Origin of the sequence: Nonomuraea sp. NPDC049637, from assembly GCF_040675235.1 — a bacterium.
Classification (GTDB): Bacteria; Actinomycetota; Actinomycetes; order Streptosporangiales; family Streptosporangiaceae; genus Nonomuraea.
In genome coordinates this window covers 251,530-277,271 of the sequence record NZ_JBFAOM010000002.1, presented here as the reverse complement: position 1 = coordinate 277,271, position 25,742 = coordinate 251,530, and the positions used below count along the sequence as shown (strand labels likewise).

General features: G+C 71.9%; 23 protein-coding genes and 1 tRNA gene. 17 read left to right on the top strand and 7 right to left on the bottom strand.

Annotation, left to right across the window (positions count from 1 at the left end; all coding sequences use genetic code 11):
- The first annotated feature begins 103 nt into the window (after positions 1 to 103).
- The 4 genes from AB0J71_RS03735 to AB0J71_RS03720 all read left to right on the top strand — a co-directional run bounded on the left by AB0J71_RS03735 (position 104) and on the right by AB0J71_RS03720 (position 4,850).
- Entirely contained in the window at positions 104 to 973 is an 870-nt protein-coding gene (locus AB0J71_RS03735; protein WP_364412538.1) for an EamA family transporter, read from the top strand.
- 167 nt (positions 974 to 1,140) lie between these two features.
- Positions 1,141 to 3,291 carry an accessory Sec system translocase SecA2 gene (gene secA2, locus AB0J71_RS03730; RefSeq protein ID WP_364412536.1) on the top strand — a complete coding sequence of 717 codons (2,151 nt, stop codon included), beginning with the start codon at positions 1,141 to 1,143 and terminating at the stop codon, positions 3,289 to 3,291.
- A gap of 54 nt (positions 3,292 to 3,345) precedes the next feature.
- Positions 3,346 to 3,720, top strand: a complete 375-nt coding sequence (locus tag AB0J71_RS03725) for a VOC family protein (RefSeq protein WP_352319548.1) — start codon at positions 3,346 to 3,348, stop codon at positions 3,718 to 3,720.
- Between the two features lie 164 nt (positions 3,721 to 3,884).
- Positions 3,885 to 4,850 carry a DMT family transporter gene (locus AB0J71_RS03720; protein WP_352319550.1) on the top strand — a complete coding sequence of 322 codons (966 nt, stop codon included), beginning with the start codon at positions 3,885 to 3,887 and terminating at the stop codon, positions 4,848 to 4,850.
- Here the strand turns inward: AB0J71_RS03720 and AB0J71_RS03715 are convergent.
- Complete coding sequence (locus tag AB0J71_RS03715; protein WP_352319552.1) at positions 4,819 to 5,979, bottom strand: FAD-dependent monooxygenase; 1,161 nt, start codon at positions 5,977 to 5,979, stop codon at positions 4,819 to 4,821. The genes AB0J71_RS03720 and AB0J71_RS03715 overlap by 32 nt on opposite strands.
- An 82-nt stretch (positions 5,980 to 6,061) precedes the next feature.
- Between AB0J71_RS03715 and AB0J71_RS03710 the strand changes: the two genes are divergently transcribed.
- Positions 6,062 to 6,634 (top strand): TetR/AcrR family transcriptional regulator, encoded by a 573-nt coding sequence (locus AB0J71_RS03710; RefSeq protein ID WP_352319554.1) that lies wholly within the window; start codon positions 6,062 to 6,064, stop codon positions 6,632 to 6,634.
- A 42-nt stretch (positions 6,635 to 6,676) separates the two neighbouring features.
- On the opposite strand, the gene AB0J71_RS03705 is transcribed toward AB0J71_RS03710, so the two are convergent.
- From AB0J71_RS03705 to AB0J71_RS03695, 3 genes are all read right to left on the bottom strand, one after another.
- Positions 6,677 to 6,802 (bottom strand): hypothetical protein, encoded by a 126-nt coding sequence (locus AB0J71_RS03705; RefSeq protein ID WP_352319556.1) that lies wholly within the window; start codon positions 6,800 to 6,802, stop codon positions 6,677 to 6,679.
- A gap of 169 nt (positions 6,803 to 6,971) precedes the next feature.
- The gene (locus AB0J71_RS03700) at positions 6,972 to 9,368 is read right to left on the bottom strand and encodes a hypothetical protein (protein WP_364412533.1); all 2,397 of its coding nucleotides are present in this window, start codon (positions 9,366 to 9,368) and stop codon (positions 6,972 to 6,974) included.
- A 24-nt stretch (positions 9,369 to 9,392) separates the two neighbouring features.
- Positions 9,393 to 9,968 carry a GNAT family protein gene (locus AB0J71_RS03695; protein ID WP_352319560.1) on the bottom strand — a complete coding sequence of 192 codons (576 nt, stop codon included), beginning with the start codon at positions 9,966 to 9,968 and terminating at the stop codon, positions 9,393 to 9,395.
- A gap of 107 nt (positions 9,969 to 10,075) precedes the next feature.
- On the opposite strand from AB0J71_RS03695, the gene AB0J71_RS03690 reads away from it, so the two are divergent.
- Genes AB0J71_RS03690 through AB0J71_RS03680 form a run of 3 tightly spaced genes read left to right on the top strand, consistent with a single transcriptional unit; the run spans position 10,076 to position 13,490 of the window.
- Positions 10,076 to 11,278, top strand: coding sequence for an acyl-CoA dehydrogenase family protein (locus AB0J71_RS03690; protein ID WP_364412530.1), 1,203 nt, complete (start codon positions 10,076 to 10,078; stop codon positions 11,276 to 11,278).
- Positions 11,275 to 12,438, top strand: a complete 1,164-nt coding sequence (locus AB0J71_RS03685) for an acyl-CoA dehydrogenase family protein (protein ID WP_364412527.1) — start codon at positions 11,275 to 11,277, stop codon at positions 12,436 to 12,438. Before AB0J71_RS03690 ends, AB0J71_RS03685 begins: the two co-directional genes overlap by 4 nt.
- Positions 12,435 to 13,490, top strand: coding sequence for an acyl-CoA dehydrogenase family protein (locus AB0J71_RS03680; protein WP_364412524.1), 1,056 nt, complete (start codon positions 12,435 to 12,437; stop codon positions 13,488 to 13,490). Before AB0J71_RS03685 ends, AB0J71_RS03680 begins: the two co-directional genes overlap by 4 nt.
- On the opposite strand, the gene AB0J71_RS03675 is transcribed toward AB0J71_RS03680, so the two are convergent.
- Entirely contained in the window at positions 13,449 to 14,039 is a 591-nt protein-coding gene (locus AB0J71_RS03675) for a TetR/AcrR family transcriptional regulator (protein ID WP_364412521.1), read from the bottom strand. The genes AB0J71_RS03680 and AB0J71_RS03675 overlap by 42 nt on opposite strands.
- A gap of 173 nt (positions 14,040 to 14,212) precedes the next feature.
- On the opposite strand from AB0J71_RS03675, the gene AB0J71_RS03670 reads away from it, so the two are divergent.
- Positions 14,213 to 14,977, top strand: a complete 765-nt coding sequence (locus tag AB0J71_RS03670; RefSeq protein ID WP_352319568.1) for a nuclease-related domain-containing protein — start codon at positions 14,213 to 14,215, stop codon at positions 14,975 to 14,977.
- 6 nt (positions 14,978 to 14,983) lie between these two features.
- Here AB0J71_RS03670 and AB0J71_RS03665 read toward each other — a convergent pair whose 3' ends face one another.
- Together AB0J71_RS03665 and AB0J71_RS03660 are read right to left on the bottom strand one after the other, a co-directional pair.
- Complete coding sequence (locus tag AB0J71_RS03665; protein ID WP_364412518.1) at positions 14,984 to 16,363, bottom strand: VWA domain-containing protein; 1,380 nt, start codon at positions 16,361 to 16,363, stop codon at positions 14,984 to 14,986.
- Positions 16,356 to 17,195, bottom strand: coding sequence for a MoxR family ATPase (locus AB0J71_RS03660; RefSeq protein WP_352319572.1), 840 nt, complete (start codon positions 17,193 to 17,195; stop codon positions 16,356 to 16,358). Before AB0J71_RS03660 ends, AB0J71_RS03665 begins: the two co-directional genes overlap by 8 nt.
- Positions 17,196 to 17,296: 101 nt before the next feature.
- Between AB0J71_RS03660 and AB0J71_RS03655 the strand changes: the two genes are divergently transcribed.
- From AB0J71_RS03655 to AB0J71_RS03620, 8 genes are all read left to right on the top strand, one after another.
- Positions 17,297 to 17,370, top strand: a tRNA-Lys gene (locus AB0J71_RS03655).
- A gap of 213 nt (positions 17,371 to 17,583) precedes the next feature.
- Complete coding sequence (locus tag AB0J71_RS03650) at positions 17,584 to 18,747, top strand: aminotransferase class V-fold PLP-dependent enzyme (RefSeq protein WP_364412515.1); 1,164 nt, start codon at positions 17,584 to 17,586, stop codon at positions 18,745 to 18,747.
- On the top strand, positions 18,744 to 20,054 hold the full coding sequence (locus tag AB0J71_RS03645; RefSeq protein ID WP_352319576.1) for a sugar ABC transporter substrate-binding protein: 1,311 nt from the start codon (positions 18,744 to 18,746) through the stop codon (positions 20,052 to 20,054). Before AB0J71_RS03650 ends, AB0J71_RS03645 begins: the two co-directional genes overlap by 4 nt.
- A complete protein-coding gene (locus tag AB0J71_RS03640) occupies positions 20,051 to 20,920 on the top strand; it encodes a sugar ABC transporter permease (protein WP_364412512.1) in 870 nt (289 codons plus the stop codon). Before AB0J71_RS03645 ends, AB0J71_RS03640 begins: the two co-directional genes overlap by 4 nt.
- Complete coding sequence (locus tag AB0J71_RS03635) at positions 20,917 to 21,726, top strand: carbohydrate ABC transporter permease (protein WP_352319580.1); 810 nt, start codon at positions 20,917 to 20,919, stop codon at positions 21,724 to 21,726. Before AB0J71_RS03640 ends, AB0J71_RS03635 begins: the two co-directional genes overlap by 4 nt.
- 2 nt (positions 21,727 to 21,728) lie before the next feature.
- Complete coding sequence (locus AB0J71_RS03630; RefSeq protein ID WP_364412509.1) at positions 21,729 to 23,372, top strand: glycoside hydrolase family 36 protein; 1,644 nt, start codon at positions 21,729 to 21,731, stop codon at positions 23,370 to 23,372.
- Positions 23,373 to 24,389: a LacI family DNA-binding transcriptional regulator gene (locus AB0J71_RS03625; protein WP_364412506.1), complete on the top strand. Its 1,017-nt coding sequence runs from the start codon at positions 23,373 to 23,375 to the stop codon at positions 24,387 to 24,389.
- The gene (locus AB0J71_RS03620) at positions 24,386 to 25,726 is read left to right on the top strand and encodes a hypothetical protein (protein ID WP_364412503.1); all 1,341 of its coding nucleotides are present in this window, start codon (positions 24,386 to 24,388) and stop codon (positions 25,724 to 25,726) included. Before AB0J71_RS03625 ends, AB0J71_RS03620 begins: the two co-directional genes overlap by 4 nt.
- The last annotated feature ends 16 nt before the right edge of the window (positions 25,727 to 25,742 follow it).

Sequence of the window (25,742 nt, the reverse complement as noted above, 5' to 3'; positions counted from 1 at the left end):
GCGGGCGGCGGCGTCTCAGGATTCTCCGGGTCTGAGCGATCCGGGGGTGGTTGCTGCCCGCATACGGGCCCATTCCGACCACTCCATCCGGAGAACTCCTGTCATGACCCCTGTCTCCGCCCGCCGTGGCGCCGTCTACGTCTCCGTGGCCGCCACGGCCTGGGGCACCGGCGGCGCCGCCGGCGCGCTGCTGTTCGAGTCGGGCCACCTCGGCCCCGTCGGCGTCTCGCTCTGGCGCTACCTGCTCGGCGCCGCCTTCCTGCTCGCGCTCACCCGCCGCGCGGCGCGTCCGCGCCGGCTCACCTGGCACGTGCTGCCGATCGGGGCCGGCATGGCCGTCTACCAGACCGCGTACTTCGCGGCCATCGCCGGGTCCGGCGTCGCGGTCGCGACGGTCGTGACCATGGGCGCCACGCCGATCATCACCGCCCTCGGCGGGCGGCTGCTGCTGCGCGAGCCGCTCGGCCCGGTCGCCCGCGCCGCGCTGGCCGCCGCGCCGGTCGGGCTCGTCCTGCTCACCTGGGAGTCCGTCGTCCAGGCCCGCTCTCTGTCCGGCATCGGGTACGCCCTGCTCTCGGCCGCCGGGTACGCCGGCGTGACGCTCTTCTCCCGCCACCACAGGGCGGCCGACCCGCAGGCCACCGCGGTCGGCGGTTTCGTGGTCGGGGCGGCCTGCCTGGCGCCCTTCGCCCTCCCGGCGGGCGTGCTGCCCGAGCTGAGCCTGTCATCGGTGGCGCTGCTGCTCTATCTGGGCGCGGTGCCCACCGCCCTGGCCTACGGCCTGTTCTTCCGCGCGCTCACCGCGTTGCCGGCCACCACGGTCTCGATCATCTCGCTGGGCGAGGCGGCCGGGGCCGCGCTGATCGGCGTCCTGCTGTTCGGCGAGCGGCTGACCCCGCTCGCCTGGTGCGGGTGCGCGCTCCTGCTCGCCGCGGTCGCCGTTCTCGCGCTGAAAGCGGAAACGGAGATGTGAGGTCCAGGGCCCGTGATGAGTTAAGGTCCGGTACGGCGACGCTTGCCGTATCGTCGCTCCGTTCTCTCATTTCGGCATAACGGAACGGCGCCGGCGAAAAGTGCGTTGGAGGAACTGTGGCCTCGATAAAGGGAATATTCAGAAACCTCCTGGATCGTCCAGGCGGCGTGAACCTGAGCCCCTATCTGAAGATCGTCAAGGCGGCCGAAGACCGCGCCGGCCGCGTCGGGAAGCTCGACGAGCTGCCGACGCCGGCCATGGACGATCTGGCCGAGTTCTGCGCCGTCGTGCGTGAGGCCGCCGACCGCACTCTCGGGCTCCGGCCGTACGACGTGCAGTTGCTGGGCACGCTCGCCCTGCTCGACGGCAAGGTGGCGGAGATGGCGACCGGCGAGGGCAAGACCCTGTCGGGCGCCATGGCCGCCGCCGGCTACGCGTTGCAGGGCAAGCGCGTCCACGTGATGTCCGTCAACGACTACCTGGCCAGGCGCGACGCCGAGTGGATGGGCCCGCTCTACGAGGCGCTCGGCGTCAGCGTGGGCTGGATCGACCAGAACTCCACCCCGGAGGAGCGCCGCGCCGCCTACGCCAAGGACGTCACGTACGGGCCGGTCAGCGAGATCGGCTTCGACGTGTTGCGCGACCGGCTGCGCACCGACCCGGCCGAGATCGTGGTGCCCGCGCCCGAGGTGGCGCTGATCGACGAGGCCGACTCCGTGCTGGTCGACGAGGCGCGGGTGCCGCTGGTGATGGCGGGCGCGGCCGACCCCGGCAGCGCGGTGCCGGAGATGGCGGCGCTGGTGCGCACGCTCGTCCGCGGCTACCACTACGAGATCGACGAGCAGGCGCGCAACGTCTACCTCACCCCCAAGGGCGCCGACAGCGTCGAGAACATCCTCGGCGTCGAGCTCTACGACGAGCACGAGCCCGGCACCCTCATCGAGCTCAACCTCGCCCTGCACGCCCACGCGCTGCTCGCCCGCGACGTCGACTACATCGTGCGCGACGGCAGGGTGCAGCTGATCAACCCCTCGCGCGGCCGGGTGGCGCTGCTGCAGCGCTGGCCCGACGGGCTGCAGGCGGCGGTGGAGGCCAAGGAGGCGCTGCCGCCGAGCGAGAAGGGCGAGATCCTCGACTCGATCACCGTCCAGGGGCTGATCCGCCGCTACCCGCAGATCTGCGGCATGACGGGCACCGCCGTCGCGGTCAACGAGCAGCTCGGCGAGTTCTACGGCCTCAAGGTCGCGGTCATCCCGTCCAACCGGCCGTGCGTGCGCCAGGACGAGCCCGACCGCATCTACCCGACCGTCCCCGACAAGGACGCCGCGCTGGTCGAGGAGATCCAGGAGGTGCACGAGACGGGCCGGCCGATCCTCATCGGCACCCTCGACGTGGCCGAGTCGGAGAACCTCGCCAAGCTGCTGCAGCGCCGCGGCATGGAGCCGGTCGTCCTCAACGCCAAGAACGACGCCGAAGAGGCCACGATCATCTCCAGGGCGGGCGAGCGCGGCGCGATCACCGTCTCCACCCAGATGGCCGGTCGCGGCACCGACATCCGGCTCGGCGAGGGCGTGGCCGAGCTCGGCGGCCTCTACGTGATCGGCTCCGGCCGCCACGCCAGCAGCCGCCTCGACGACCAGCTCCGCGGCCGGGCCGGCCGCCAGGGCGACCCGGGCGGCTCGGTCTTCTTCGTCAGCATGACCGACGACCTGATCACCCAGTTCGTCCCCGACGAGCGCCCGCCCGCCCCCGACCCCGACGGCCTGGTGCGCCACCGGCGCGGCGCGTACATCGTGGGCCACGCCCAGCGGGTGGCCGAGGGCGTCAACCTGGAGATCCACCGCAACACCTGGCGCTACACCCGCCTGCTGGAACACCAGCGTGAGCTGATCCTCGAATGGCGCGACAAGGTCCTGCACGGCGACGCCGCGGCCAAGGCGCTGGCCGAGGCCGACCCCGAGCGCTGGGCCGAGCTGCCCGAGGACACCAGGGACGAGACGGCCCGCCAGATCGTCCTGCACGCCATCGACACCTGCTGGACCGAGCACCTGGCCTTCCTCAACGACCTGCGCGAGGGCATCCACCTGCGCGCGCTGGGCCGGATGAGCCCGGTCGACGAGTTCCAGCGGGAGGCCGTGGCCGAGTACAAGGCGCTGCAGGCCGAGGTCGAACGCCGCTCGCTGGAGTCGTTCGAGGCCCCCGAGCCCGACCTCAAGCGCCCGTCGGCCACCTGGACGTACCTGGTGCAGGACAACCCGTTCGGCACGGAATGGGACCGGATCCTCAAGCGGGTGACCGCCGCCACGCGCCGCGGCTGAACCCGCCGGGCGTACCTGACAGAAGATGACAGGTACGCCCGACAGAATGGACGCATGACGACGAAAGCCAAGCTCATCGCCTTCACCATCGACTGCGACGACCCCCGGAAGCTGGCCGCCTTCTACCACGAGGTGACCGGCTTCGAGATCCAGTACTCGGAGGAGGAGTACGCGGCGATCGGCGACGGGTCCACGAACATCTACTTCGGCCGTGTCCCCGGTTACAAGCCGGGCGAGTGGCCCAGCGCCGACAAGAAGTTCCATCTCGACTTCCGCGTGCCCGACCTGGACAAGGCGGTCGAGGAGTACACCGCGCTCGGGGCGGTCAAGCCGGAGTTCCAGCCGGGCGTCACCGAGGAGGGCACGCGCTGGATCGTGCTGCAGGACCCGGAGGGCCACCTGTTCTGCGTGGTGCCCGAGCAATCGTAGGCCCCGCGACGCCCCCGCGGGGGCTCAAGGATCAGCCACAAGTTCCTGCAGGTGGCAGCCCCAATTGGGCGATTTATCAGCCTAAAGAATGATGGTAGTGCTCCGCTCGGCTCTTAAGCTGGAGCAATGCTCCTGCACGGACCCCTGCCCCTGCGTGGGCGCCGATGACCTGGATCGGACTGCTCATCGCGCTGGCCGGAGCGCTGGGATACGCGCTCGGCGCCGCCCTCCAACAGTACGAGGCCGTGGCCGCGGGCGCCTCGCTCAAGCTGGTCCGGCGCCCCCGCTGGTGGATCGGCGGCGTCATCGGCTTCACCGGGGCGTGCCTGCACGCCGTGGCGCTCAGCTTCGCGCCGCTGGTGGCCGTGCAGCCGATCAGCGTGGCCACCCTGGTGTTCGCGGTGCCGCTGGCCGCCTTCATGTACGGGCGCAGGCCGTACCGGGCGGAGATCCTCGGCTCGATCGCCGTGGCCGTGGGCCTGCTCTGGCTCATGCTGCTGGTGCCCCAGCACAACGTCACGCCCCGGCTGAGCAGCGGCGCCGCGCTCGCCTTCCTGGGCGTCATCGCGGCGATCGCGCTGGTGTCGCAGGTGCTCGCGCGGCGCTTCCACGGGCCCGCGCGGGCGCTGCTGCTGTCGGTGGGCGCCGGCGTCGTGACGGCGAGCGTCTCGACGTTCGTGCGGGTGGTCGGCGGCGGGCTGGAGGGCGACTGGGGGCGGCTGATCCACTGGTTCACGCTGGCCGTGCCGGTGCTGCTGGTCTGCGCGGTGGTGCTGCTCCAGCGCTCGTACGCGGTCGGCTACTTCGGCATCGCCTACGCCGGCGTCCAGGTCATCGACCCGATCACCTCGGTGCTGGCGGGGGCGATCCTGCTCGGCGAACCGCTGCCCGCCAGCCCGTCCACGGCGATCCCCGCCCTGCTGGCCGGGGCGCTGACCATCGGCGGCACGATCACCCTCGGCCGCCTCACCCCCGACCACTCCAAGCCGGCCCCGGCCCCCGCTCCCGTCCCCCCGGTGCTGACCTCCGCCACGGTGGCCGCCGAGGCGGCAACCAAGGCGTCCGGGACGGCCTCCGAGACGGCCTCCGAGGGCGCGGTCACCGGTCGGCGGCCCGCGTCCGGTCAGTGACCGCCGCCACCGGCGGACGCCAGGCCAGCACGTCGTCCATCGAACGCAGCATCAGCTCCGGGCTGAGCCGGCCCGCCACGGTCACCGCGAGGTCGCGCAGCCGTACCGCGAGCGGGTTGCGCAGCTTGGTGACCCGGCAGATCGTCATCGACCGCCGCACGACGTCCGACGTGCGCGCCAGCCGGGCCGCGGTGTAGGCGGCCAGGTCGCCGTCCGCCACGTGCGCGAGCACCACGGCGTCCTCCAGCGCCTGGCAGGCGCCCTGGCCCAGGTTCGGGGTCATCGGATGGGCCGCGTCGCCCACCAGCGCCACCCTGCCCCGGTGCAGGGCGGGCAGCGGCGTCCTCAGGTAGTGGACGTCGTTGCGGATGATCCGGGCGGGGTCGGCGGCCCGCAGCAGCGCCGGGATCGGCTCGTGCCAGCCGCCGAACCTGCGCAGCAGCTCCTCCCGCTCGTCCCCGTGGGCGGCGCCGGCGGGTGACAGGTCGGTGGCGTACAGGTAGACCAGGTCGTCGGTGAGCTGGTGGACGCCGAACACCAGCCCCCTGCCCCAGCTCTCCGACCGGGGGATCTCCAGCCCGTTCCGCGGGACGAGCGCCCGCCACGCCGTCACCCCCGAGTACACCGGTCCCGGATGGCCGGGGAAGAGCGCCCGCCGGGTCGCCGAGCGGATGCCGTCGGCGCCCACGACGAGGTCCGCCTCGATCTCGTCCGCGTCCGTGCGCACGATCCCGCGCTCGGCGTCCACGCCCGTCACGGTGACGCCCAGCCGCAGGACGCCCGGGTCCAGCGCGCCGGCGAGCACGTCCATGAGGGTCGCCCGCAGCATGACCACCACCGAGTCCCCGTACCGGGCGTCGGCGTGGTCGGTCGTGGTGCGCGTCAGCCAGCGGCCGTCCGGCCGCCGCACGCCGAGCGGCCCCTCCACCGTGGACAGCTCGCGCACCCGGTCGCCCAATCCCAGCGTGTCGAGCGCCTTGAGGGCGTTGGCGGCGACCGCCAGCCCCGACCCGACGGGCTCGACGGCGGCCGCCCGCTCAAGGACGCTCACCTCCCACCCCTTGCGGCGCAGGGCCACGCCGCAGGCCAGCCCTCCGATGCCGCCACCGATCACCACAGCCTTGGGCATGACGCCTCCTCGGTTACTACGTCTGTAGTGCGAGCGTACTACACCTGTAGTTCGCTCGCACTACCCCTGTAGTATTCGGTCCGTGAAACGAGCCGACGCCGTCGCCGACACGGCCATCACCCTGCTGGCCGAGCGGGGCATGCGCGGCCTCACCCACCGCGCCGTGGACGAGGCGGCCGGGCTGCCGCCCGGATCCACCTCCAACCTGGCCCGCACCCGGGCCGCGCTGCTGGAGCTGACCCTGTCCCGGCTCACCGAGCTGGAGATGAAGGCCATGGCGATCGCGTACGAGCCGGCGGCGCTCACCCTCGACGACCTGCCCGCCCGGCTGGCCGAGGCGGTGCGCGTGCAGCTCGACGACCGCAGGCGCACCCTGGCCCGCTACGAGCTGGCCCTGGAGGCCACCAGGCGTCCGGAACTGCGCGAGATCTACAACCGGGCGGGCCGCCACTTCCGCGACCCGGCGCCCGCCATGCTGGCCGCCCTGGGGTCGAAGGACCCGGCGCGCCACGCCCGCCAGCTCGTGGCCTTCGGCGAGGGGCTGATGTTCGACGCGATCGCGGGCGCGGGCTCCGTGCCCACCGTGAAGGAGCTCACCCTCGCGCTGCGCGACCTGCTGACCGGCATGCTGCGTGACGAGGGCGCCGGCGGATAGGACCGCCGGCGCCCGTGTCGGCCGTGCGTGGCCTCGGGCGGCCTACTTCTCGCCGCCCGTGTCCTCGCCGTCCCTCGCGTGCTTGCCGCGAGGCTCCCGGTGGCCGTCGGCCGCGCCGGACTCGGCCTCCGGCGACTCGTCCTTGGGGGGTGCCTCATGCCTGCCCATACGGGGGGAACTCTCCTTCTCTTCGACCAACAGCTCACGGTGACCGTATGACTACAGTTACGTGCCCGGCAAGGGGGTTGGTTCAAGATCCACGCAACGAATTCGAGAATAATTCGCGTAACGCCGTGATCAGCCGGAATCGGCAGCGGTCAGCCGGGATCAGCCGCCGTCAGCCGGGACAGGTCGGTCGGTAGGGCACCTCGGGCAGGTGCCGGGCCCAGTCCGCGGCCGACAGGCCCCCGTAGCGGGCGCACACCGCCGACGCCGGGTCGCCGGCCGCGGGCGAGCGGGCCAGGTCCAGCGTGAGCACCGTCCCGCCGGCGGCCAGCACGCGGGCCGTACGCCCGTCGCCGGCCAGCACCGCCCGCGCCGGCCGGTCCGCGCCGCCCACCGGCACCTGACGTTCGGCCAGCAACACGCGGTCGGGGACGCGCCACACCCGCACCCGGTCGTTGTCCGTCCCGGCCAGCAGTCGGCCGTCCGGGCTGAAGCGCAGGTGGCCGGGGGAGGGCCGCAGCCGGGTGCCGAGCACGGGCACGCCGTCCAGGTCGTAGATCTGGATGCCGGTCTCCTCGGCGATGGCCACCCGCTCGCCGTCCGGCGCGAACGTCGTGTACTCCCACGGCATCCGGTCCAGCCACGGCGCGGGCGTGACGCGGTCGCCGCGCCTGATCGCCGAGCGCCGGCCGTCGAACGTCAGCGCCACCCGGTCACCGGGGCCGGCCACCGCGTACTCGCCGACGAAGGCCGCCCGGCGGGCCCGCAGGTCCCAGGCCCACCGCTCGCCCGACTGCCGGGCCGCCGCGAACAGCAGCCCGCCGCCCGGGCTGAACCACGCCGACTGCTCGCCCGGCGCGCCCAGCCCCCTCCCGAACGGCGGCCCCACGCCCTGCCCCGACGCCGTGTCCCACAGGTACGATCGGTCCACGCCGACGAAGGCCAGCGTGCGGCCGTCGGGGGACCAGGCCATCGCCCGCACGCTCTGCTCGGGACCGGCCGTCTCGGCGATCCGCCGGTGCCCGGGGACGTCGTAGACGCGTACCGTATCGTCGGTCAGCGCGGCCAGCCGGGAGCCGTCGTCGCTGATCGCGTACAGCGAGCGCGGCCCGGCCTGCGGGTCGGTGAAGACGTCCACGGCCGGGTCGGCGGCCGCCGCCGTCAGCGCCCGCCGCGCCTGCGGCACCCGGGCCAGCCGCCAGGCCGCCAGGCTCAGCCGGCGCGCGGTCACCGGATCGGCCACCCGCAGCGCCTCGGCCCGCGACGCGGCGACCCTGGCCATCGCCTGCTCCAGCCGCCCTTCGGCGGCCCCGCGCTGCCACACCGCGAGCAGCGCCGCCAGCAGCGCGACCGACAACAGGCCCGACAGCAGCCCGACCATGAGCCGCCGCCGCCTGCGCGCGCCGCCGCGGGCCCGCGCGAGGGCCTCGTCCAGGAAGGTCTGCTCGCCGGGGCTCAGGGTGACCCGCCGCCGCCCGCCGGCCGCCCATGCCATCGCCTGGTCGAGGGGTTCGCCCTGGTAGAGGTCGGACTCGCGGCGCCCGCCCGCCTCCCAGGCGCGCGCCACCCTGGCCAGCTCCCGGTGCACGGCCAGGCCCTCCCGCTCGCCGTCCAGCCACTCGTGCAGGCGCGGCCAGGCCCGCAGCAACGCCGTGTACGTGATCGTGAGGGATCCCCGGTCGCCGATCGTCAGGATCCCGGCCTTCCCGTACGCCTCCAGCACCCGGTCGATCGCGGCCACCTCGTCGGGGGCGCGTCCGGCGACCAGGTCGTCACGGAGGGCGGGGGCCACGGTGTCGCCGCCGGACTCGTCGAGCCCGACCAGGCGCAGGAAGACCTCGGGCACCAGATCCTGGTCCGCCCGGCAGAGCTGGAGGTAGATGGCCTCGGCACGGACGCCGAGCGGCGGGTCGTCGACCGGCTCCGGCGGCAGCAGGCGGCCGAGCTGGGACTGCGGGGCGTCGAGCAGGGACATGAGCAGGTGGCGGGCGTCCGGACGCCGGTCGGGGTCGTCGTGGAGCGCGGCGGCGACCAGGCCGCGTAACAGCCGGTCGAGGCGCTCCCCGTTGCCTAATCGCTCGGTGAGCCCGTACGCGGCGAACAGCAGGACGCGCCCCCACGCCTGGACGTCGTCCGCCGGCCCGGCCTCGGCGTCGGCCAGCCCCAGCCCCACCAGGCGCGGCCCCTCGACGCCTAAGATGATCTTGTCGGGCGTGAGCGACCCGTGCACCGCCCCCGCCTCGTGCACCGCGGCCAGCGCGGTGGCCGTGGCGGCGGCCAGGCGGTAGAGGTCGTCACCGGCGAAGGGGCCGTGCCGCTCGACGACCTGGCGCAGCGTCGGCCCCTCGATGTACTCGCTGACCAGGTACGGCGGATCGCCCTGCGGGCACGCCTCGACCAGTCGCGCCGCGTGCACCGAGCGCACCTGCGGGACCGTCGCGTACGCGCCCGGTCCTGGCAGGTGGAGGGCATGGCGACCGCCCGACTCGTCGTAGGCCTCGCGGACGGTGGTCCGCCCGCCGCCGTCGAGCCGGGCGCCGAGCCAGTAGCCTCCCAGCCGATCAGTCATGCGGGATTAGATGCCGCCTTCCGTTCAGCGGTTCAGTCGAGCCCGGTGCTCCGGCCATTCCTCTTCGAGGATGCCGAAATAGACCGTGTCGCGCCAGGTGCCGTCGGGCCTCCTGCGGTGGCGGCGCAGGGTTCCCTCGTGCACGCCGCCGATGCGCCGGATGGCGGCCTGGGAGCGCAGGTTCAGCACGTCGGTCTTGAGCAGGACCCGGTTGAACCCGAGTCCGAAGGCGTGGTCGAGCAGCAGCAGCTTGCAGTTGGTGTTCACCGCGGTGCGCCAGTGGGCGCGGCCGTACCAGGTCCAGCCGATCTCGACGCTGTCGTCGAAGCCGGGCACGTCGATGTAGGTCGTCCAGCCGCCCGGCCGTCCGGTCTCCTTGGGGATCACCGCGAACGGCACGTGCTGGTCGTCGCCGATGAGCGCGCGGGCGGTCCTGGCCAGGTCCTCCTCGGTGCGCGGGGTGGCGATCGGCAGCCAGCGCCACAGCTCGTCGTCCCCGCCGCCGGCGGCGAACAGGTCGGGGACGTGTTCCAGGGTGAGCGGCTCTAGGCGCACGACGTCGTTCTCCAGCACCACGGGCGCGGGCAGCTTGGCGGTCATGCCGCCACGATAGGCGGCGGTCCCGTCGCAGGTTGACGGCCACCTGGCCCTTTTTGCGGGGAACCACCTGTCGACATCCATACCGGCCGGTCGGTAGGCTCACCGGCATGGACTTCGCCTTCGACACCGTCACCGAGGACCTGCGCGAGCGCCTGCTCCGCTTCATGGACGAATGCGTCTATCCGGCCGAGCCCGCCTTCGAGGAGCAGGCCGCGGCCGCCGGCTGGAGCCCGCCACCGCTGCTCGACGACCTCAAGGACGAGGCGAGGAAGCGCGGCCTGTGGAACCTGTTCCTGCCCGGGGCGCACGGCGCCGGCCTGACGAACCTCCAGTACGCCCCGCTGGCCGAGATCATGGCCCGCAGCCCCAGCATCGCCCCCACCGCCACCAACTGCGCCGCCCCCGACACCGGCAACATGGAAGTGCTGGCGATGTTCGGCAGCCAGTGGCAGCGCGAGGAGTGGCTGCGCCCGCTGCTCGACGGCGAGATCCGGTCGGCCTTCGCGATGACCGAGCCCGACGTCGCCTCCTCCGACGCCACCAACATCGCCACCTCGATCGTCCGCGACGGCGGCGAGTACGTCATCAACGGCCGCAAGTGGTTCATCTCCGGCGCGATGAACCCCAATTGCAAGATCTTCGTCGTCATGGGCAAGACGAACCCCGACGCGCCCAAGCACCGCCAGCAGAGCATGGTCCTGGTGCCGCGCGACACCCCGGGGCTGCACGTCAAGCGCGGCATGCACGTCTTCGGCTACACCGACGCCGACCACGGCGGCCACGCCGAAGTGATCTTCGAGGACGTGCGCGTACCGGTCGAGAACCTGATCGGCGAGGAGGGCGGCGGCTTCGCCATCGCGCAGGCCAGGCTCGGCCCCGGCCGCATCCACCACTGCATGCGCCTGATCGGCATGGCCGAGCGCGCGGTCGAGCTGATGTGCCGGCGGGCCCTGGCCAGGACGGCGTTCGGCAAGCCGGTCGCCCAGCAGGGCGTGGTCCAGGACTGGATCGCCGAGTCCCGCATCAGGATCGAGCAGTTGCGCCTGCTCGTGCTCAAGACCGCCTGGCTGATGGACACCGTGGGCAACCAGGGCGCCCACACCGAGATCCAGGCCATCAAGATCTCCACCCCGATCACCGTCGAATGGATCCTGGACAAGGCCATCCAGGTGCACGGCGCGGGCGGGGTCTCCCAGGACTTCCCGCTGGCCGCGCTCTGGGCGGGCGCCCGGTCCCTGCGTCTGGCCGACGGCCCCGACGAGGTGCACAAGCGGTCCCTGGCCCATCGCGAGCTGAAGAGGTTCATGTGAACGAAGCGCAGATCAAGGAGCGCGTGCGCGCGTTCCTCGGCGAGCACGACCCCGAGGGGGACCGGCTGGAGTTCCTGCGGGCCAGGTTCGACGCCGGGCTGGCCTGGGTCTGGTTCCCCGAAGGGCTCGGCGGCCTCGGCGCGGCCAGGGAGCTGCAGCAGGTGGTTGAGCACGAGCTGGCCGGCACGCCGCAGATCAACAGCGGCGTCCAGGGCATCGGCCTCGGCATGGCCGCGCCGACGATCCTGGCGTTCGGCACGCCGGAGCAGAAACGGCGCTTCCTGCGCCCGCTGTGGACCGGCGAGGAGATCTGGTGCCAGCTCTTCAGCGAGCCCGGCGCCGGCTCCGACCTGGCCACGCTCGCCACCCGCGCGGTCCGCGACGGCGAGGAGTGGGTGGTCGACGGCCAGAAGGTCTGGACGTCGGGCGCCCACCACTCCCGCTGGGCCATCCTGGTCACCCGCACCGACCCGGACGTGCCCAAGCACCGCGGCATGACGTACTTCGTCTGCGACATGCACGCCCCCGGCGTCGAGGTGCGGCCGCTGCGGCAGATCACCGGCGAGGCCGAGTTCAACGAGGTGTTCCTGACCGGCGTGCGGCTCTCCGACGACCTGCGGCTGGGCGAGGTCGGCGACGGCTGGCGGGTCGCGCAGACCACGCTGATGAACGAACGCGTCGCGATCGGCGGCGCACCCGTGCGGCGCGGCGGCGGCATGGTCGGCGCGGTGCTGGAAGCCTGGCGCGCACACCCCGAGCTGCGCACCCATGACCTGCACCAGCGGCTGCTGGCGTTGTGGGTGGAGGCCGAGGTCACCCGCCTGTCCGGGGCCCGGCTGCGCGAGCAGCTCGCCGCCGGCCAGCCCGGCCCCGAGGGCTCGGGCATGAAGTTGTCGTTCGCCAGGCTCAACCAGGCGCTGTCCGGCTTCGACGTCGAGCTCCGCCGCGACCTCGGCTACGACGACTGGACGTTCCGCCGCTCGGAGGACGTCGACTTCTACGGCCGCGGCCCCGGCTACCGCTACCTGCGGGCCAAGGGCAACTCGATCGAGGGCGGCACGTCCGAGATCCTGCGCAACATCATCTCCGAACGGGTGCTCGGCCTGCCCTCCGAGCCCCGCGTCGACAAGGACGTGCCCTGGAAGGACCTGCCGCGATGACTCTGCTCTACTCCGAGGTCGAGGAGGAGCTGCGGGCGGCCGTGCGCGGCCTGCTCGCCGACCGCTGCCCGCCCGCCGCGGTGCTCGGGCGCGTCGAGTCGCAGCCCTACGACCTGGACCTGTGGAAGACGCTGGCGGGCGAGATCGGCGTCGCCGGGCTGCTCGTGCCCGAGGAGCTGGGCGGCGCGGGCGCCTCGGCCAGCGAGGCGGCCGTCGTGCTGGAGGAACTGGGCCGGGCCGTGGCGCCGGTGCCGTTCCTGACCAGCGCGGTCCTGGCCACCAAGGCGCTGCTGCCCACCGGTGACGCCCTGCTCGGCGAGCTGGCCGAAGGACGCAGGACGGCGGCGCTGGTCGTGTCGTTCGCGGCCTCGCCGTACCGGCCGGGGCGCGGGTCGTCGCTGCGGCTGGCGGACGGGCGGCTGTCCGGCACCGTCACCGGCGTGGCCGGCGCGGACGTGGCCGACGTGCTCCTCGTCCCCTTCGAGGGCAGGCTGTACGAGGCCGAGGGCGCCACCGTGGAGGTCGTGCCCTCGCTCGACCTGACCCGGCCGGTCGCCACCGTCACCCTGTCCGGGGCGCAGGTCCGCGACGTCGGCGCGTGCGACCTGGCCGGCGTGCTGAGGTTCGGGGCCGGGCTGCTGGCCTCCGAGCAGGTCGGCGTGGCCGAGTGGTGCCTCGACACGACGCTCGCCTACGTCAAGGAGCGCCACCAGTTCGCCCGGCCGGTCGGCTCGTTCCAGGCGATCAAGCACCGGCTGGCCGACCTCTGGCTGGACGTCGTCAGGGCTCGGGCCGCCGCCCGCGGCGCGGCCGCCGATCCCGGGGACATCGCGGTCGCGGTGGCGCAGTCGTGGAACGCGGGGGTGGCGGTGCACGCCGCCGAGGAGGCGGTGCAGCTCCACGGCGGGATCGGGATGACCTGGGAGCATCCCGTACATCTGTATCTCAAGCGCGCCAAGGCCAGCGAGATCGCGCTCGGCACGCCCGGCGACCATCGGGAGGCGCTGGCCTCACTCGCCGGCGTCCCCGGCCCCGAGGGAGTTCAGCAGTAGGTCGGCGAAGTGCTTGCCCACCTGGGCGCCGGTCAGCGGCCCGTCCGCGTGGAACCAGGTGCCCAGGTGGTGCACCGAGCCGAAGAAGTAGTCGACGACCAGCTCGGCGGGCACCCGGTCGCTGAGCACGCCGGTGCGCTGCCCCTCGGCCACCAGGTCGCGGAAACGCTCGTGGTAGCGGCGGCGCTCGGCGCGCACGGTCTTCTGCTTCTCGGTCGCGAGCAGGTGCATCGACCTGAAGAAGATCTTGGAGTCGTCGAGGTTGGCGGTCGTGGTCTCCACGACGTCGGCCGCGGCCCGGTGCAGCCGCTCGCGGATCGTGCCGGGGCCGTCGGCGATGCGCGTCAGCCGGTCCATCTGCATGCGGAGCAGGCGGGCGTAGATCTCGTGCAGCAGATCGTCTTTTGAGTCAAAATAGTGGTACATGGCGCCCTTGGTGACGCCGGCCGCCTGGACGATCTCCTGGACCGAGGTCCCCTCGAATCCACGGGCCGCGAACAGCCGGGTCGCCTCGGCGAGCAACCGCTGCCGAACGGGTTCTTCCTTCACATCGTCCCCCTTGTCACCCGCCATAGCATACCGACTGGTCGGTTGACGGTCTTGCAGGTTTTATTTGCGTCACCTTAGGCTCGCCTTGGTTCGTACTTGGGTATGCCTCCGTCCGGCGAGGGATCTTCGGAGTGGCAGATCCTGAGGGTTTCTACTCATTCGGGGAGTTTGCCGTGCCCGGTGGCTCTATCTACGTGCAGCAGGACGAGAAGTACACAGGCTCATCCCCGCAGTGGTGGTACGAGAAGTTCTGGCGCGAGGACGCGCCCAACCGCCGCCGCTCCCGGTACGTCAAGGCAGGCGTGGGCGCGGTGGGCGGCATCCTGCTGGCGCTGCGGTTCGGCTCGGAGTACATGCTGTTCTGGGGGGCCGTCACCGCCGGTCTCGTGGCCGCCGTCGACTGGTACATCGACTGGCGCGCCTTCCGCGCGACAGCCGTCTGGCGCGGCGCCCGGCGCGGTGAGCTGATCACCGGCCGGCTGCTGCGCAGGCAGCTCGCCAGGCGCGGCTACCAGGTGCTCGACGGCCGCGCGATCCGCGACCAGGCCTCCATCGACCACCTCGTGATCGGCCCGACCGGCATCTGGGTCATCGACAACGAGTCCTGGAGCCCCGACACCGAGATCGGCTGCTACAACGGCAGGCTGTTCTTCAGCGAGAAGTACGGCACCAAGTGGGCCAAACCGCTGGTGGACACCGCCGAGGCCTTCGCCGAGCTGCTGACCCGCGAGACCGGGATCGAGGTCACGATCTCGCCCATGCTGGCCGTCCACTGCGGGCTGCTGCCGCGCGGCGGCGTCGTGGTCGGGGAGGGGCTCACGCTGCTCAAGCCGCGCCTGGTGGCCAGGCGCATCAAGGCGGTCGACGGCGTGGTGTTCACCGACGAGCAGGTCGAGCTGCTGGCCCGCACCGCGGCCAGGGAGCTGCAGAAGGTCTGACCGCCGTCAGGCCAGCGTCTCGATGAACGCGGTGAGCTGAGCGACGTTGCGGCACTCGTGCATCTCCACCACGGTGCCGTACTCGCTCGCGACCGAGTCGCCGGTGTCCCACTGCTGCCTGGGCTCGGGGTTGAGCCAATAGGCGTGGCGGGCCCCCGACGTCAGGCGCCTGAGCACGTCGAGGGCCGGCGGCTGGTAGTTGGAGCGGGCGTCGCCGAGGATCAGCAGCGAGGTCCTGGGGCCGATGGCGTCGGAGTGCCGCTCGGCGAAGCCTTCCAGGGCGTGGCCGTAGTTCGTCCGTCCGAAGCGCGACATGTCGGCCTCGTTCGCGAGCCGCGTCATGGCCTCCACGACGTCCGCGCCGGGCACGAAGAAGCGGGTGATCTCGTCCACCCTGTCCACGAACCCGAACGCCCGCACCTTCGTGAACTGCTCCCGCAGCGCGTACGTCAGCAGCAGCGTGAAGTGCGCGAACGACGAGACCGAGTCGCTGGTGTCGCAGAGGATGACCAGCTCCGGCTTGTGCGGCCGGGGCGGTCTGAAGTGCGTGGTCAGCGGCACGCCGCCGCTCTGCAGCGAGGCCCGTACGGTGCGCCGGAAGTCCAGCCGCCCCCTGCGCCCCTTCCTGTGCTTGATCGTCAGCCGCGCGGCCAGCCGCCTGGCCAGCGGATGGACCTCCTTGCGCAGCCTGGCCAGGTCGGCCCTGGTGATGCGGAGGAAGTCGATCTGGTCGAGCGGCGGGCGCACGGCCGAGCGGGCGATGCGCTCGATCCCCGAGTCCTCGGCGATGCGCCGGCGCACGTCGGTGGCCACGGCCTCCTCGAACCGCCGGATGTTGCCGGTGACGCGCTGCCGCACGGTCTTCTCGGCCAGCCCGCCGCGTTCCTGCCCGGCCAGCACGTTCTGCAGGATGCGGGCCATCAGCGTCTCGGGGGACAGGGCGCGCAGGACGCTGTAGGAGAACCAGTTCTGGCGGCCCGGCCCGGTGGTCTGCTGGCGGCCGAACCGCTCGACCATGGCCTGGGCGAACTCCCGCAGCTCGCTGTCCGTGCTGCCGGTGAGCAGCTCCGCCAGGCGCTCGCGCAGCTCGTCCACCGGGGCCGTCTGAGGGTCCAGGCGGGCTTCGGCGGGGCGGGGGGCGTACATGCCGGTCGTGGACGACGGGAACCACAGGTCGAACAGCACGTCGAAGCCCGGACGGTAGGCCGGCTTCTTGACCAGCGTGGCCGCGTAGGCGGCGCGCAGCGACTCGCGCTCGCTCAGGTCGATCACCCGCAGCGCGCGGGCCGCGTCGAGCCCCTCGGCGAGCGACACCGGCAGGCCCGCCTCGCGCAGCGCGTGCACGAAACCGACATGCCGGTCCACCAGCGATCCGCGCTCAGGCATCCGGCAGCCCCAGCTCCTTGATCGCCCGCGTCTGGTCGGAGGCGTGCTTGAGCACCACGCCCAGCGTCCCGGCCACCGTCGCCTCGTCCAGCTCCTGGCGGCCGAGGGCCAGCAGCGTGTTGGCCCAGTCGACGGTCTCGGCGACCGACGGCGCCTTCTTCAGCTCCAGCGCCCGCATGGTGGCGACCGTCCTGGCGAGCTGCTCGGCCAGGTCGGCGCGGATGGTGGGCACCTGCGCGAGCACGATGTCGCGCTCCCGCTCCGGCGTCGGGTACTCGATGTGCAGGTAGAGGCAGCGCCGCTTGAGCGCCTCGGACAGCTCGCGGGTGGCGTTGGAGGTCAGCAGCACGAACGGCCGGCGGGTGGCGGCGATCGTGCCCAGCTCGGGGATGGTGACCTGGAAGTCCGACAGCAGCTCCAGCAGCAGGCCCTCGACCTCGACGTCGGCCTTGTCGGTCTCGTCGATGAGCAGCACGGTGGGGGCGGCCGACCTGATCGCCTTCAGCAGCGGGCGTTCGAGCAGGAACTCCTCGGTGAAGATGTCGTCGTCGGCGCTGGTGGCCTGGATGCGGAGCAGCTGCTTCTTGTAGTTCCACTCGTACAGCGCGCGGGCCTCGTCGAGACCTTCGTAACACTGGAGGCGGACCAGCTCTGAGCCGGTCGCTTGGGCCACGGCCTTGGCGAGCTGCGTCTTGCCCACCCCGGCGGGCCCTTCGACCAGCAGCGGCTTGCCCAGCGCGGCGGCGAGGAACACCGAGGTGGAGATGGCGTCGTCGGAGAGGTAGTCCACGGCGGCGAGCCGCGCCGTCACGTCGGCGGGCGAGTCGAACATCGATGCTCCCTGTCTGCAGGCCGAACTTTATTCTAGCGGTAGGAGCTCGACCCAGGTCGATTCGACCAACATGCGGATCACCGGTATATTCCTCTCTGCAAGCGCCGCTAGCTCAGTTGGTTAGAGCAGCTGACTCTTAATCAGCGGGTCCGGGGTTCGAGTCCCTGGCGGCGCACCGCACGAAAGCCCCAGTTCAGTACGCTGAGCTGGGGCTTTCTCGTTTTCCCGCAGCTGTGTGAGCCGCCTGCTTCCCTGGCCCGTTATGCAATCTTTGCTTGCGGCCAGGAGGAAGCTGCGTAATATGAACGTTCATATCGCTTCGCCCTGTTATCCCCGGTCAACAGCACACTCCTCCCTTCGTCATGCCTAGACGGGCCCGCCAGAGGATATGAACGTTCAAAATTTTGGAGAGCCGTCCGGCTACCTCGACTTCGCCCGGCTGGGGCCGCTCTCCCACGCGGTCGCGGCGGTCCTGGCCGAGTCGGCCCGCCGCCGCGTCGGCGACATGCCGCTCGCCTGGTTCGAGGAGCAGGCCGCGCGCACGCGCTCGGCCGCGGCGCGGCTGCTGCGGGCGGCCGAGCACGAAGTGGCGTTCCTCTCCTCCACCAGCCACGGGCTGTTCGCCGCCGCCGCCGCGCTGCCCGGAGAGGGCGTGGTGCTGCTGCCCCGGGGCGAGTTCCCCGCGAACGTCTACCCCTGGCTGCGGTTCGAGGGACGCGGCGGGCTCCGGGTGCGGTGGATCGACGAAGCGCGCCTCACCCCACAGGTGCTGGCCGAGCACCTGGACGCGTCGGTGCGGGCACTCGCGGTCAGCGCGGTCGACGCGCTCACCGGCTACCCGGCGCCGCTGGGCGCGCTGAAGGAGGTGCTCGGGCCGGGACGCGTGCTCGTCGTGGACGCGATCCAGGGGCTGGGCGTCGTGCCGCTGGAGGTGGAGGCCGCCGACGTGCTGGTCTGCGGCGGGCAGAAGTGGCTGCGCGCCGGATGGGGAGCGGCTCTCCTCCTGGCCCGCGACCGCGTCGCCGGGCTGATGGCGCCAGGACTCGGCGGGTGGTCGGGGGTCGAGGACCCGCTGGCGGGGCCCGCGCCCCGGCCGCCGCTCGCGGGAGCGGCCGCGCACACGATGACCAATCCCGACTGGTCCGCCGTGGCCGCCCTGGGCGTCGCGATCGAGCTGGTCCTGGAGGCCGGCGTCGCGGAGATCGGCCGCAGGACGGCCGACCGGCTGGGTGAGCTGCTCGACACGGCCCGCGCCGCCGGGGCACGGGTGCTGCTGGACGGGCCCGCCGGCGCCGGCGGACCGGCGCCGCCCGGCGCCGGACGTGGCGCCGGACATGGCGCCGGACGCGGCGCCGCGGAGTGGAGCGGGATCGGGTCCTTCACGATGCCCGGCCGGGATCCGGCGGCCGTCCATGCCGCGCTGGCCGCCGCCGGGCTCACCACGACTCTGCGGGGCGAGTGGATCCGTCTGTCGCCCCACGCCACCACCTCGGGCGAGGCCGTACAGCGTCTGGCCGCCGCCCTGCACCCCCCGAGAAAGGAATCATCATGAACCGACCTCTCGTCACGGTCGTCTCCGCGACTCTCGCCCTGGCCGTCACGGCCTGCGGCGGCGGGGGCGGGAGCGACCAGACGTCCACCGGTCCCGTGAAGATCACGGTCTGGAGCTGGAAGCCCGCCTCCGACGGGCTGGCCTCGGTGGCCAAGGACTTCGAGCAGGCGAACCCCGGCATCAAGGTCGACGTCCAGGTGGTCGGGAACCCCGCGATCTGGGAGAAGATCACGGTGGGGATGGCCGCGGGAGGCAAGGGCCTGGGGGACGTCCTGCACATCGGCATCGACTACCTGCCCGGATACATGGAGAAGTTCCCCGGCGGGCTGGCGGACCTGAGCGAGCTGGGCGCCGACAAGTACAAGGACGCCTTCGCCAAGGGTCTGTGGCCGACGGTCACCGGCAAGGACGGCAAGGCGTACGCGATGCCGTGGGAGGTCAACCCGGTCGGGTTCTTCTACCGTTCGGACCTGTTCGACAAGGCGGGCATCGACTCGGCGGCGATCAGGACCTGGGACGACGCGATCGAGGCGGGCAAGAAGCTCAAGGAGAAGACGGGCGCCTACCTGATCGGACTGAACAAGCCGGCGGCCGGCAGCGTGGACATGGACCTCTTCCAGTCGCTGCTGCAGCAGCAGGGCGCCTTCTACTTCGACCGTCAGGGAGAGGTCACGCTCTCCTCGGCGCCCGCCGTGCAGGCGATGACCCTGATCAAGAAGATGAACGACGCCGGGATCGTCGCCGACACCTCCGGCGAGGGCACGCGGAAGAAGCTGATCAGCGAGAACAAGGTCGCGGTGCTGCCGTGGGCGGCCTGGGCGGTCGGCTACATCCCCGAGATGTGGCCGGAGCAGAAGGGGCTCTGGCGCGTCATGCAGCCGCCGGCCGTCGTGCCGGGCGGCAAGCGCACCGCGATCGTCAACTCCACGTACCTGTCGGTCTCCGGGACCAGCCCGCACAAGGCGGAGGCGTTCAAGTTCCTCGAGTACGCGCTGACCAGGCCCGAGGTCATCAACAAGGCGTTCAAGGACGGCGGGGTCTTCCCCGCCCTGAACGCCGCCTACGCCGACCCGCGGTTCACCGCCAAGACGGACTACTACGGCGGGCAGCCCGCGCTCAAGACCTTCGTGGACGCGCTGGGCGAGGGCGCGGACGCCACCTACTACTCCGGCGACTACGCCCGCGCGCTGAAGATCGCCAGTGACGCGCAGACCCAGGTTCTGCTGAAGGGCGCCGACCCGGCCGCGGCGCTGAGCCAGGCGGCCCAGCAGTTGTCCCAGCAGTCCGGCAGGAAGCTCGCGGGATGACCGGCCGCCTGCTCACCAGGAGAAACGTTCCGTACTTCCTGGTGCTGCCCGCGCTGCTCGGCTTCGTCTGCTTCAAGGCCTATCCGATCCTGGCGGCGGCCTACATCAGCCTGACGACCGGCGCCGGGGCGGCGCGTTCCTTCGCCGGACTGGACAACTACGTCAGGCTGGTGAACGACCCGCTGTTTTGGACGTCGTTGTGGAACACCGCGCTGATCCTCGTCGTCCAGGTCCCGATCATGCTGATCCTCGCGCTGCTGCTGGCGCTGGGCCTCAACTCCAGGCTCGTACGGCTGCGCGCCCTGTGGCGGCTCGGCGTCTTCATGCCCTCGCTGACCGGCCTGGTCGCCTACGGCGTGATGTTCTCGGTGATCCTCAGCAAGGACTCCGGCCTGCTCAACTGGCTGCTCGGCCTCTTCGGCGTCAGCCCGATCGACTGGCTGGGCAGCCCCTTCTGGGCGCGAATCGCCATCGTCATCGCGCTGACCTGGCACTACTGCGGCTACAACGCGGTGATCTACCTGGCCGGGCTGCAGAGCATCGCGAAGGAGCTGTACGAGGCGGCGATGGTCGACGGCGCGGGAGCGGTCCGCCGCTTCTGGTCGATCACCGTCCCGCAACTGCGGCCGATCCTGCTGCTGACGATCGTGTTGTCGGCGATCGGCACGCTGCAGCTGTTCGACGAGCCGTTCGTGCTCACCGGCGGCGGCCCGGACAACTCCACCCTGACGATCTCCCTCTACCTGTACCAGAACGGCTTCCGCTACTTCGACTTCGGTTACGCCTCGGCGATCGCCTACGCGCTCACGCTGATCGTGGCCGGCTTCGGGCTGGTGCAGCTCAAGCTCACCGGAGGCAGGAAATGAAGGGCTGGCTGCTGACCTTCGCGCTCGCCGCGTGCTTCGCCCTGTGCGTCGGCCCGTTCTACTGGCTGACCATGGCGGCCACGCACGCCAACGCCGACATCTTCGGCGCCACGCCCACGTTCTCGCCGGGCGACCAGCTCGGAGCGAACACCGCGAAGCTGGAGGAGTCCATCGGCCTGCTGCACGTGCTGGGGAACACGCTGCTCGTGGCGACCGTCCAGACGTCGATCGCGCTGGTCGTGGCGTTGCTGGCGGGCTACGCGTTCGCCAAGTTCGAGTTCCGTGGCAGGAACGCCTTCTTCGTCCTGCTGCTGTCGACGCTGGTGATCCCGGGCGGCGTCACCATCATCCCGATCTTCGAGATGATGAACGACCTCGGGCTGATCGACACCTTCCCGGCGCTCATCCTGCCGAACCTGACCGTCCCGTTCGGGATCTTCCTCATCCGGCAGTCGCTGCAGGCCGTCCCCGACGAGTTGCTGGACGCGGCGCGCGTGGACGGGGCGGGGGAGCTCCGGGTGTTGTGGCGGGTGGTGGTGCCGGTCATGCGGCCCGCGCTCGCGGCGTTGGCGGTCTTCCTGTTCCTCGGCGCGTGGAACGACTTCCTGTGGCCGCTGATCGCGCTGCGCACGCCCGGGATGTTCACCCTGCCGGTCGCGCTGGCCACCCTCCAGGGGCTGGCCAGGACCGACTTCGGCCAGGTCATGGTGGGCACCGCGATCTCCGCGCTGCCCATGATGATCCTCTTTCTCGTCCTTCAGAAACAGTTCATCTCCGGCCTGCTGGCCGGGGCCACGAAAGGTTGATCATGCAGATCTGGGAGCCGCACGCCCTCGGGGAGACGACCGTCGTCCGCGCGGGCGAGGTCGAGGTGGCGATAGCCGGTACGGAGGCGATCACGGTCACCCCGGTCGCGCCGGACGTCTGGCTGATCGACGCCCCGGAAGGGACCGCGGCGCAGTGGAGACTGCCGTGCGTCGACGCCGCGGCCTTCTGGACGCCGGGCTCGGGCACCCGCTGGATCCCGCCGATCTGGAGCTCTGCGACGGCGGCCGGGCTGGTCTCCGGCGCGCCCGTCGTCAGCCTTGTCGGCACGGCGGGGGCCAACCTGTGCACGGTGGCCCTGGCCTCGGTGACCGGCAGCTTCACCGGCGGCGTGATCGAGGAGACCGGCGAGTTCGTCTTCACCGTGCAGAACGAGGGGCTGCGGATCCGGCTGGACCTGTCGGACCGGCAGTTCTCCGCGGCGCTGACCGAGGTCGCCGGATGGTGGCAGGAGGGCCGCGACCTGCCGCCCACGCCGCGTCAGGCCAGGCTGCCCGTGTACTCGACCTGGTACAGCATGCACCAGGAGGTCTCGCGGGAGTCGGTGGAGCTCCAGGCCCGGCTGGCGAAGGAGCTGGGCTGCGCCACGATGATCGTGGACGACGGGTGGCAGACGGCCGACCGGTCGCGGGGGTACGCCTTCTGCGGCGACTGGGAGCCCAACATCTCCGACATCCGGCAGCACATCCAGAAGGTCCAGAACGACGGCATGGCCTACCTGTTGTGGTACGCGCTGCCGTTCGTGGGCAAGCACAACGCCGCGTTCGAGCGTTTCGAGGGGAAGTTCCTGCGCTACCTCGACCACATGGACGCGGCCGTCCTCGACCCGCGTCACCCCGAGGTGCGCGCGTTTCTCGTCGACAAGCTGGCGCGAGCGGTGGAGGAGTGGGGCGCGGACGGCCTGAAGATCGACTTCGTCGACCGTTTCGGCACCGACGAAGGGGTGGCCGAGCTGCTGCGCGAGCTCGACGTCAGGCTCCGGGCGGCGAAGCCGGACGTGCTGATCGAGCACCGCCAGCCGTACACGAGCCCAGGTCTGTGGCCGTACGCGAACATGGTCAGGGCGGTGGACTGCCCGCTCAGCCCGCAGGAGAACCGGCAGCGGACGATCGACCTGCGGCTGACCGCCGGACCTCAGGCCGTGCACTCGGACATGATCCTCTGGCATCCGGACGAGTCCGCCGAGCAGGTCGCGGTACACCTGATCAACGTGCTCTTCTCGGTGCCGCAGATCTCCGTGGACCTGGCGGCCCAGCGGCCCGACCAGCTCGCCGCGATCCGGTTCTGGCTGGGCGTCTTCCGCAGCCACCTGGCCACGCTGCAGCTCGGCGTGCTGGAACCGCACGGGGTCGAGCACGGATACCCGCTGGTGCGGGCCTACAGTGAGGAGAGCGAGGTCGTGGCCCGGTACGCTGCCCTGCCTGTGGACGTGCCGGAGACCGCAGAGCTGCTCGTGGCCAACGCCGCCCCCGACACCCGCGTCGTCCTGTACGGGCGGGGTGTCGCGACGGCCGAGGTCCGCGACTGCGGCGGGCGGCTCGTGAGCGAGAGCGAGCTGCGCTTCACCTCCGGCGCGAGCGTGGTCGAGGTCCCCGTGGGGGGCCTGCTGACGGTGAGGAGAGACTGAGTGGCGGCACGCCGTGGGATCACCATCGAGGACGTCGCCCGCGCGGCCGGCGTGTCCCGCCAGACGATCTCCAACGCGCTCAACGCCCCCCAGCGGCTCAAGCCGGAGACGCTGGAACGGGTGACCCGGCTGATCGAGGAGCTCGGCTACCGGCCCGACCAGTCGGCGCGCAGCCTCAAGTCGGGCACCAGGCGCATCATCGCCTACCCGACGCCGGTGGACGACCCCGCCAACCCCAACCCGCTGATGGGCGGGTTCCTGGAGGCCGTGGTGGCCTCGGCCGGCGAGGTCGGCTACCGGATCCTGCTGCTGCGGCCGCGCCCGGGCCAGAGCCAGGAACAGGCGCTGGACGAGGTGATCGCGGCCCGCACCGTGGACGCCTTCCTGCTGTCGGACGTGATGCGCGACGACCCCAGAGTCGCGCACCTGACCGAGGCGGGGTTCCCGTTCGCCGCGTTCGGCAGGACGATGCCGGACCAGCCGCAGTCGTGGGTGGACGTCGACAGCGTTCAGGCGGTCATCGAGCTGGTCGGGCTGCTGGCCGCCAGGGGGCATCGGCGCGTGGCCTTCCTGGCCTCCGTCGGCGCGCAACCCTGGATGGAGGACCGCAGAGAGGGCTTCCGCGCCGGCGTCCGCAGGCACGGCCTGGTGGGGCAGGAGTTCTCCGCGCCGGGCGACGGCCCAGCGGAGCTCGTCACGGTCACCCGTGAGCTGCTGCGCGGACGCAACCGTCCGACGGCCGTCGTGGCCGCCGGCGACTGGCTCGCGCTCGGCGTCTACGCCGCGGCCAGGGAGGAGGGCATCGAGATCGGCGCCGACCTCGCTCTGGCCGCCTTCGACGACCTTCCCCTCACCGCGTTCCTCCATCCCGCCCTGACCACGGTACGGCTGCCGCTCCAGCGCATCGCGCGGGCGCTGATCGGCCGGCTGATCCAGACGGTGGAGGACGGCGCGACCCCTCAGGCGGGGCTGCTGCTGCCCGGGGAGCTGGTGATCCGTCCCAGCATCGGCCCATGATGCGCATCGGCTCGGCCAGCTCCGAGCTGGTCGCGATGTTCGAGTGGGCCCGGGCGAAGGCGCTGCGCCTGCGGCACGAGGGCGGCTCGCAGGGCCCCGTCGACGTCGACGAGCACCGGCCCGAGGGGACGGGACAGGGCCGCTACCTGCCCTCCTACTGGGCGGGTTACGCACACCGCAGCGGCTTCTACGCCCGCGACTTCGCCCACCAGATCGTCGGCGCGCACCTGCTCGGCATGGCCGAGGCCAACCTCACCATGCTGCGCTGCTTCGCCGCCTCGGCCACCCCCGAGCACGGCTTCCACCCGGTGTGGGCGTTCAACTTCGACGGCTCCTACCTGTCCATCGACTACCGCGGCCCCGGCTCCTTCGTCCGCGAGCTGCCCGCGGTGTACGAGCTGGTGGAGAAGGCCTGGGCCGCCTACCGATGGACCTGGGACCGCGCCTACGTCGAGGATCCCGTGCTGTGGTCCTACTACCGCAACGCGCTGACGGAGATCGTGCCGCGGGCCACCGGAAAAGGCATCTTCCAGGGCGTGGCCAGCTACAACGAGCTGGCCGGCGAGCACCTGGCGGAGGCGGGGGACTCCGTCGGCTCCCGGTACCAGGCGTACCTGGCGATGAGCGCCCTGAGCCGGGCCCGCGGCCTGGACGGCGAGGACTTCGCCGGCCGGGCCGCCGAGCTGAGGCGGCACTTCAACGAGGTCTGGAGCGTTGGCGAGAACCCCGCGGACCTGGTGCGCGGCTACACCGTGGACGGCGCCCCCGTCACCGGATGGGGCTGTGAGAACAGCTGGTTCATGCCGCTCAAGGACCTCATCGAGCCAGGTCCGCGCAACGAGGCCTACCTCGACTTCATCGACGGCCAAGCCGCCGGCCCCGAGCGTCCCCGCAACATCGAGGCCTACACGTACCTGCCCGACACCTTCTTCCGTCACGACAGGAACGCGGCCGCCTGGCGCTGGATGCGGCACGTCTTCGACCGGCGTGCGGAACCGCACGTCGCGGGCGGCCTCAACGGCGACTACCCGGAGGTGTCCTTCACTCTCGTCAGCCAGGTCGTCGAGGGCCTGCTCGGCGTCTCACCCGATGTGAACGCCGTGACCACGCTGTCCCGCCTGCCCGACGACATCGCCTGGGCCGAGGTCTCGGGCATCCCCGTGGGTGACGGCACGATCACCGTCCGGCACGACGGCAGGACCGCCACCACGCTCACCAACACCTCCAGCGACACCACCTACCGCTGGCAGGCCCGCTTCCCGGACGCCCCCGCCGTGGTCACGCGGGTCGCGCCGGGACAGAGCGCCCTGGTCACCGCTCCCGGCCGTCCAGGGTGAGAGCGGGCCCGGCCGG

What these genes read in the sequence shown, in the direction of transcription:
- AB0J71_RS03695 (WP_352319560.1), bottom strand. Translation starts at nt 9,968, where the DNA reads ATGACCGCCAAGCTGCCCGCGCCCGTGGTGCTGGAGAACGACGTCGTG.
- AB0J71_RS03720 (WP_352319550.1), top strand. Translation starts at nt 3,885, where the DNA reads ATGACCTGGATCGGACTGCTCATCGCGCTGGCCGGAGCGCTGGGATAC.
- AB0J71_RS03620 (WP_364412503.1), top strand. Translation starts at nt 24,386, where the DNA reads ATGATGCGCATCGGCTCGGCCAGCTCCGAGCTGGTCGCGATGTTCGAG.
- AB0J71_RS03705 (WP_352319556.1), bottom strand. Translation starts at nt 6,802, where the DNA reads ATGGGCAGGCATGAGGCACCCCCCAAGGACGAGTCGCCGGAGGCCGAG.
- AB0J71_RS03690 (WP_364412530.1), top strand. Translation starts at nt 10,076, where the DNA reads ATGGACTTCGCCTTCGACACCGTCACCGAGGACCTGCGCGAGCGCCTG.
- AB0J71_RS03645 (WP_352319576.1), top strand. Translation starts at nt 18,744, where the DNA reads ATGAACCGACCTCTCGTCACGGTCGTCTCCGCGACTCTCGCCCTGGCC.
- AB0J71_RS03650 (WP_364412515.1), top strand. Translation starts at nt 17,584, where the DNA reads ATGAACGTTCAAAATTTTGGAGAGCCGTCCGGCTACCTCGACTTCGCC.
- AB0J71_RS03665 (WP_364412518.1), bottom strand. Translation starts at nt 16,363, where the DNA reads ATGCCTGAGCGCGGATCGCTGGTGGACCGGCATGTCGGTTTCGTGCAC.
- AB0J71_RS03660 (WP_352319572.1), bottom strand. Translation starts at nt 17,195, where the DNA reads ATGTTCGACTCGCCCGCCGACGTGACGGCGCGGCTCGCCGCCGTGGAC.
- AB0J71_RS03700 (WP_364412533.1), bottom strand. Translation starts at nt 9,368, where the DNA reads ATGACTGATCGGCTGGGAGGCTACTGGCTCGGCGCCCGGCTCGACGGC.
- AB0J71_RS03725 (WP_352319548.1), top strand. Translation starts at nt 3,346, where the DNA reads ATGACGACGAAAGCCAAGCTCATCGCCTTCACCATCGACTGCGACGAC.
- AB0J71_RS03680 (WP_364412524.1), top strand. Translation starts at nt 12,435, where the DNA reads ATGACTCTGCTCTACTCCGAGGTCGAGGAGGAGCTGCGGGCGGCCGTG.
- AB0J71_RS03640 (WP_364412512.1), top strand. Translation starts at nt 20,051, where the DNA reads ATGACCGGCCGCCTGCTCACCAGGAGAAACGTTCCGTACTTCCTGGTG.
- AB0J71_RS03715 (WP_352319552.1), bottom strand. Translation starts at nt 5,979, where the DNA reads ATGCCCAAGGCTGTGGTGATCGGTGGCGGCATCGGAGGGCTGGCCTGC.
- AB0J71_RS03735 (WP_364412538.1), top strand. Translation starts at nt 104, where the DNA reads ATGACCCCTGTCTCCGCCCGCCGTGGCGCCGTCTACGTCTCCGTGGCC.
- AB0J71_RS03635 (WP_352319580.1), top strand. Translation starts at nt 20,917, where the DNA reads ATGAAGGGCTGGCTGCTGACCTTCGCGCTCGCCGCGTGCTTCGCCCTG.
- AB0J71_RS03630 (WP_364412509.1), top strand. Translation starts at nt 21,729, where the DNA reads ATGCAGATCTGGGAGCCGCACGCCCTCGGGGAGACGACCGTCGTCCGC.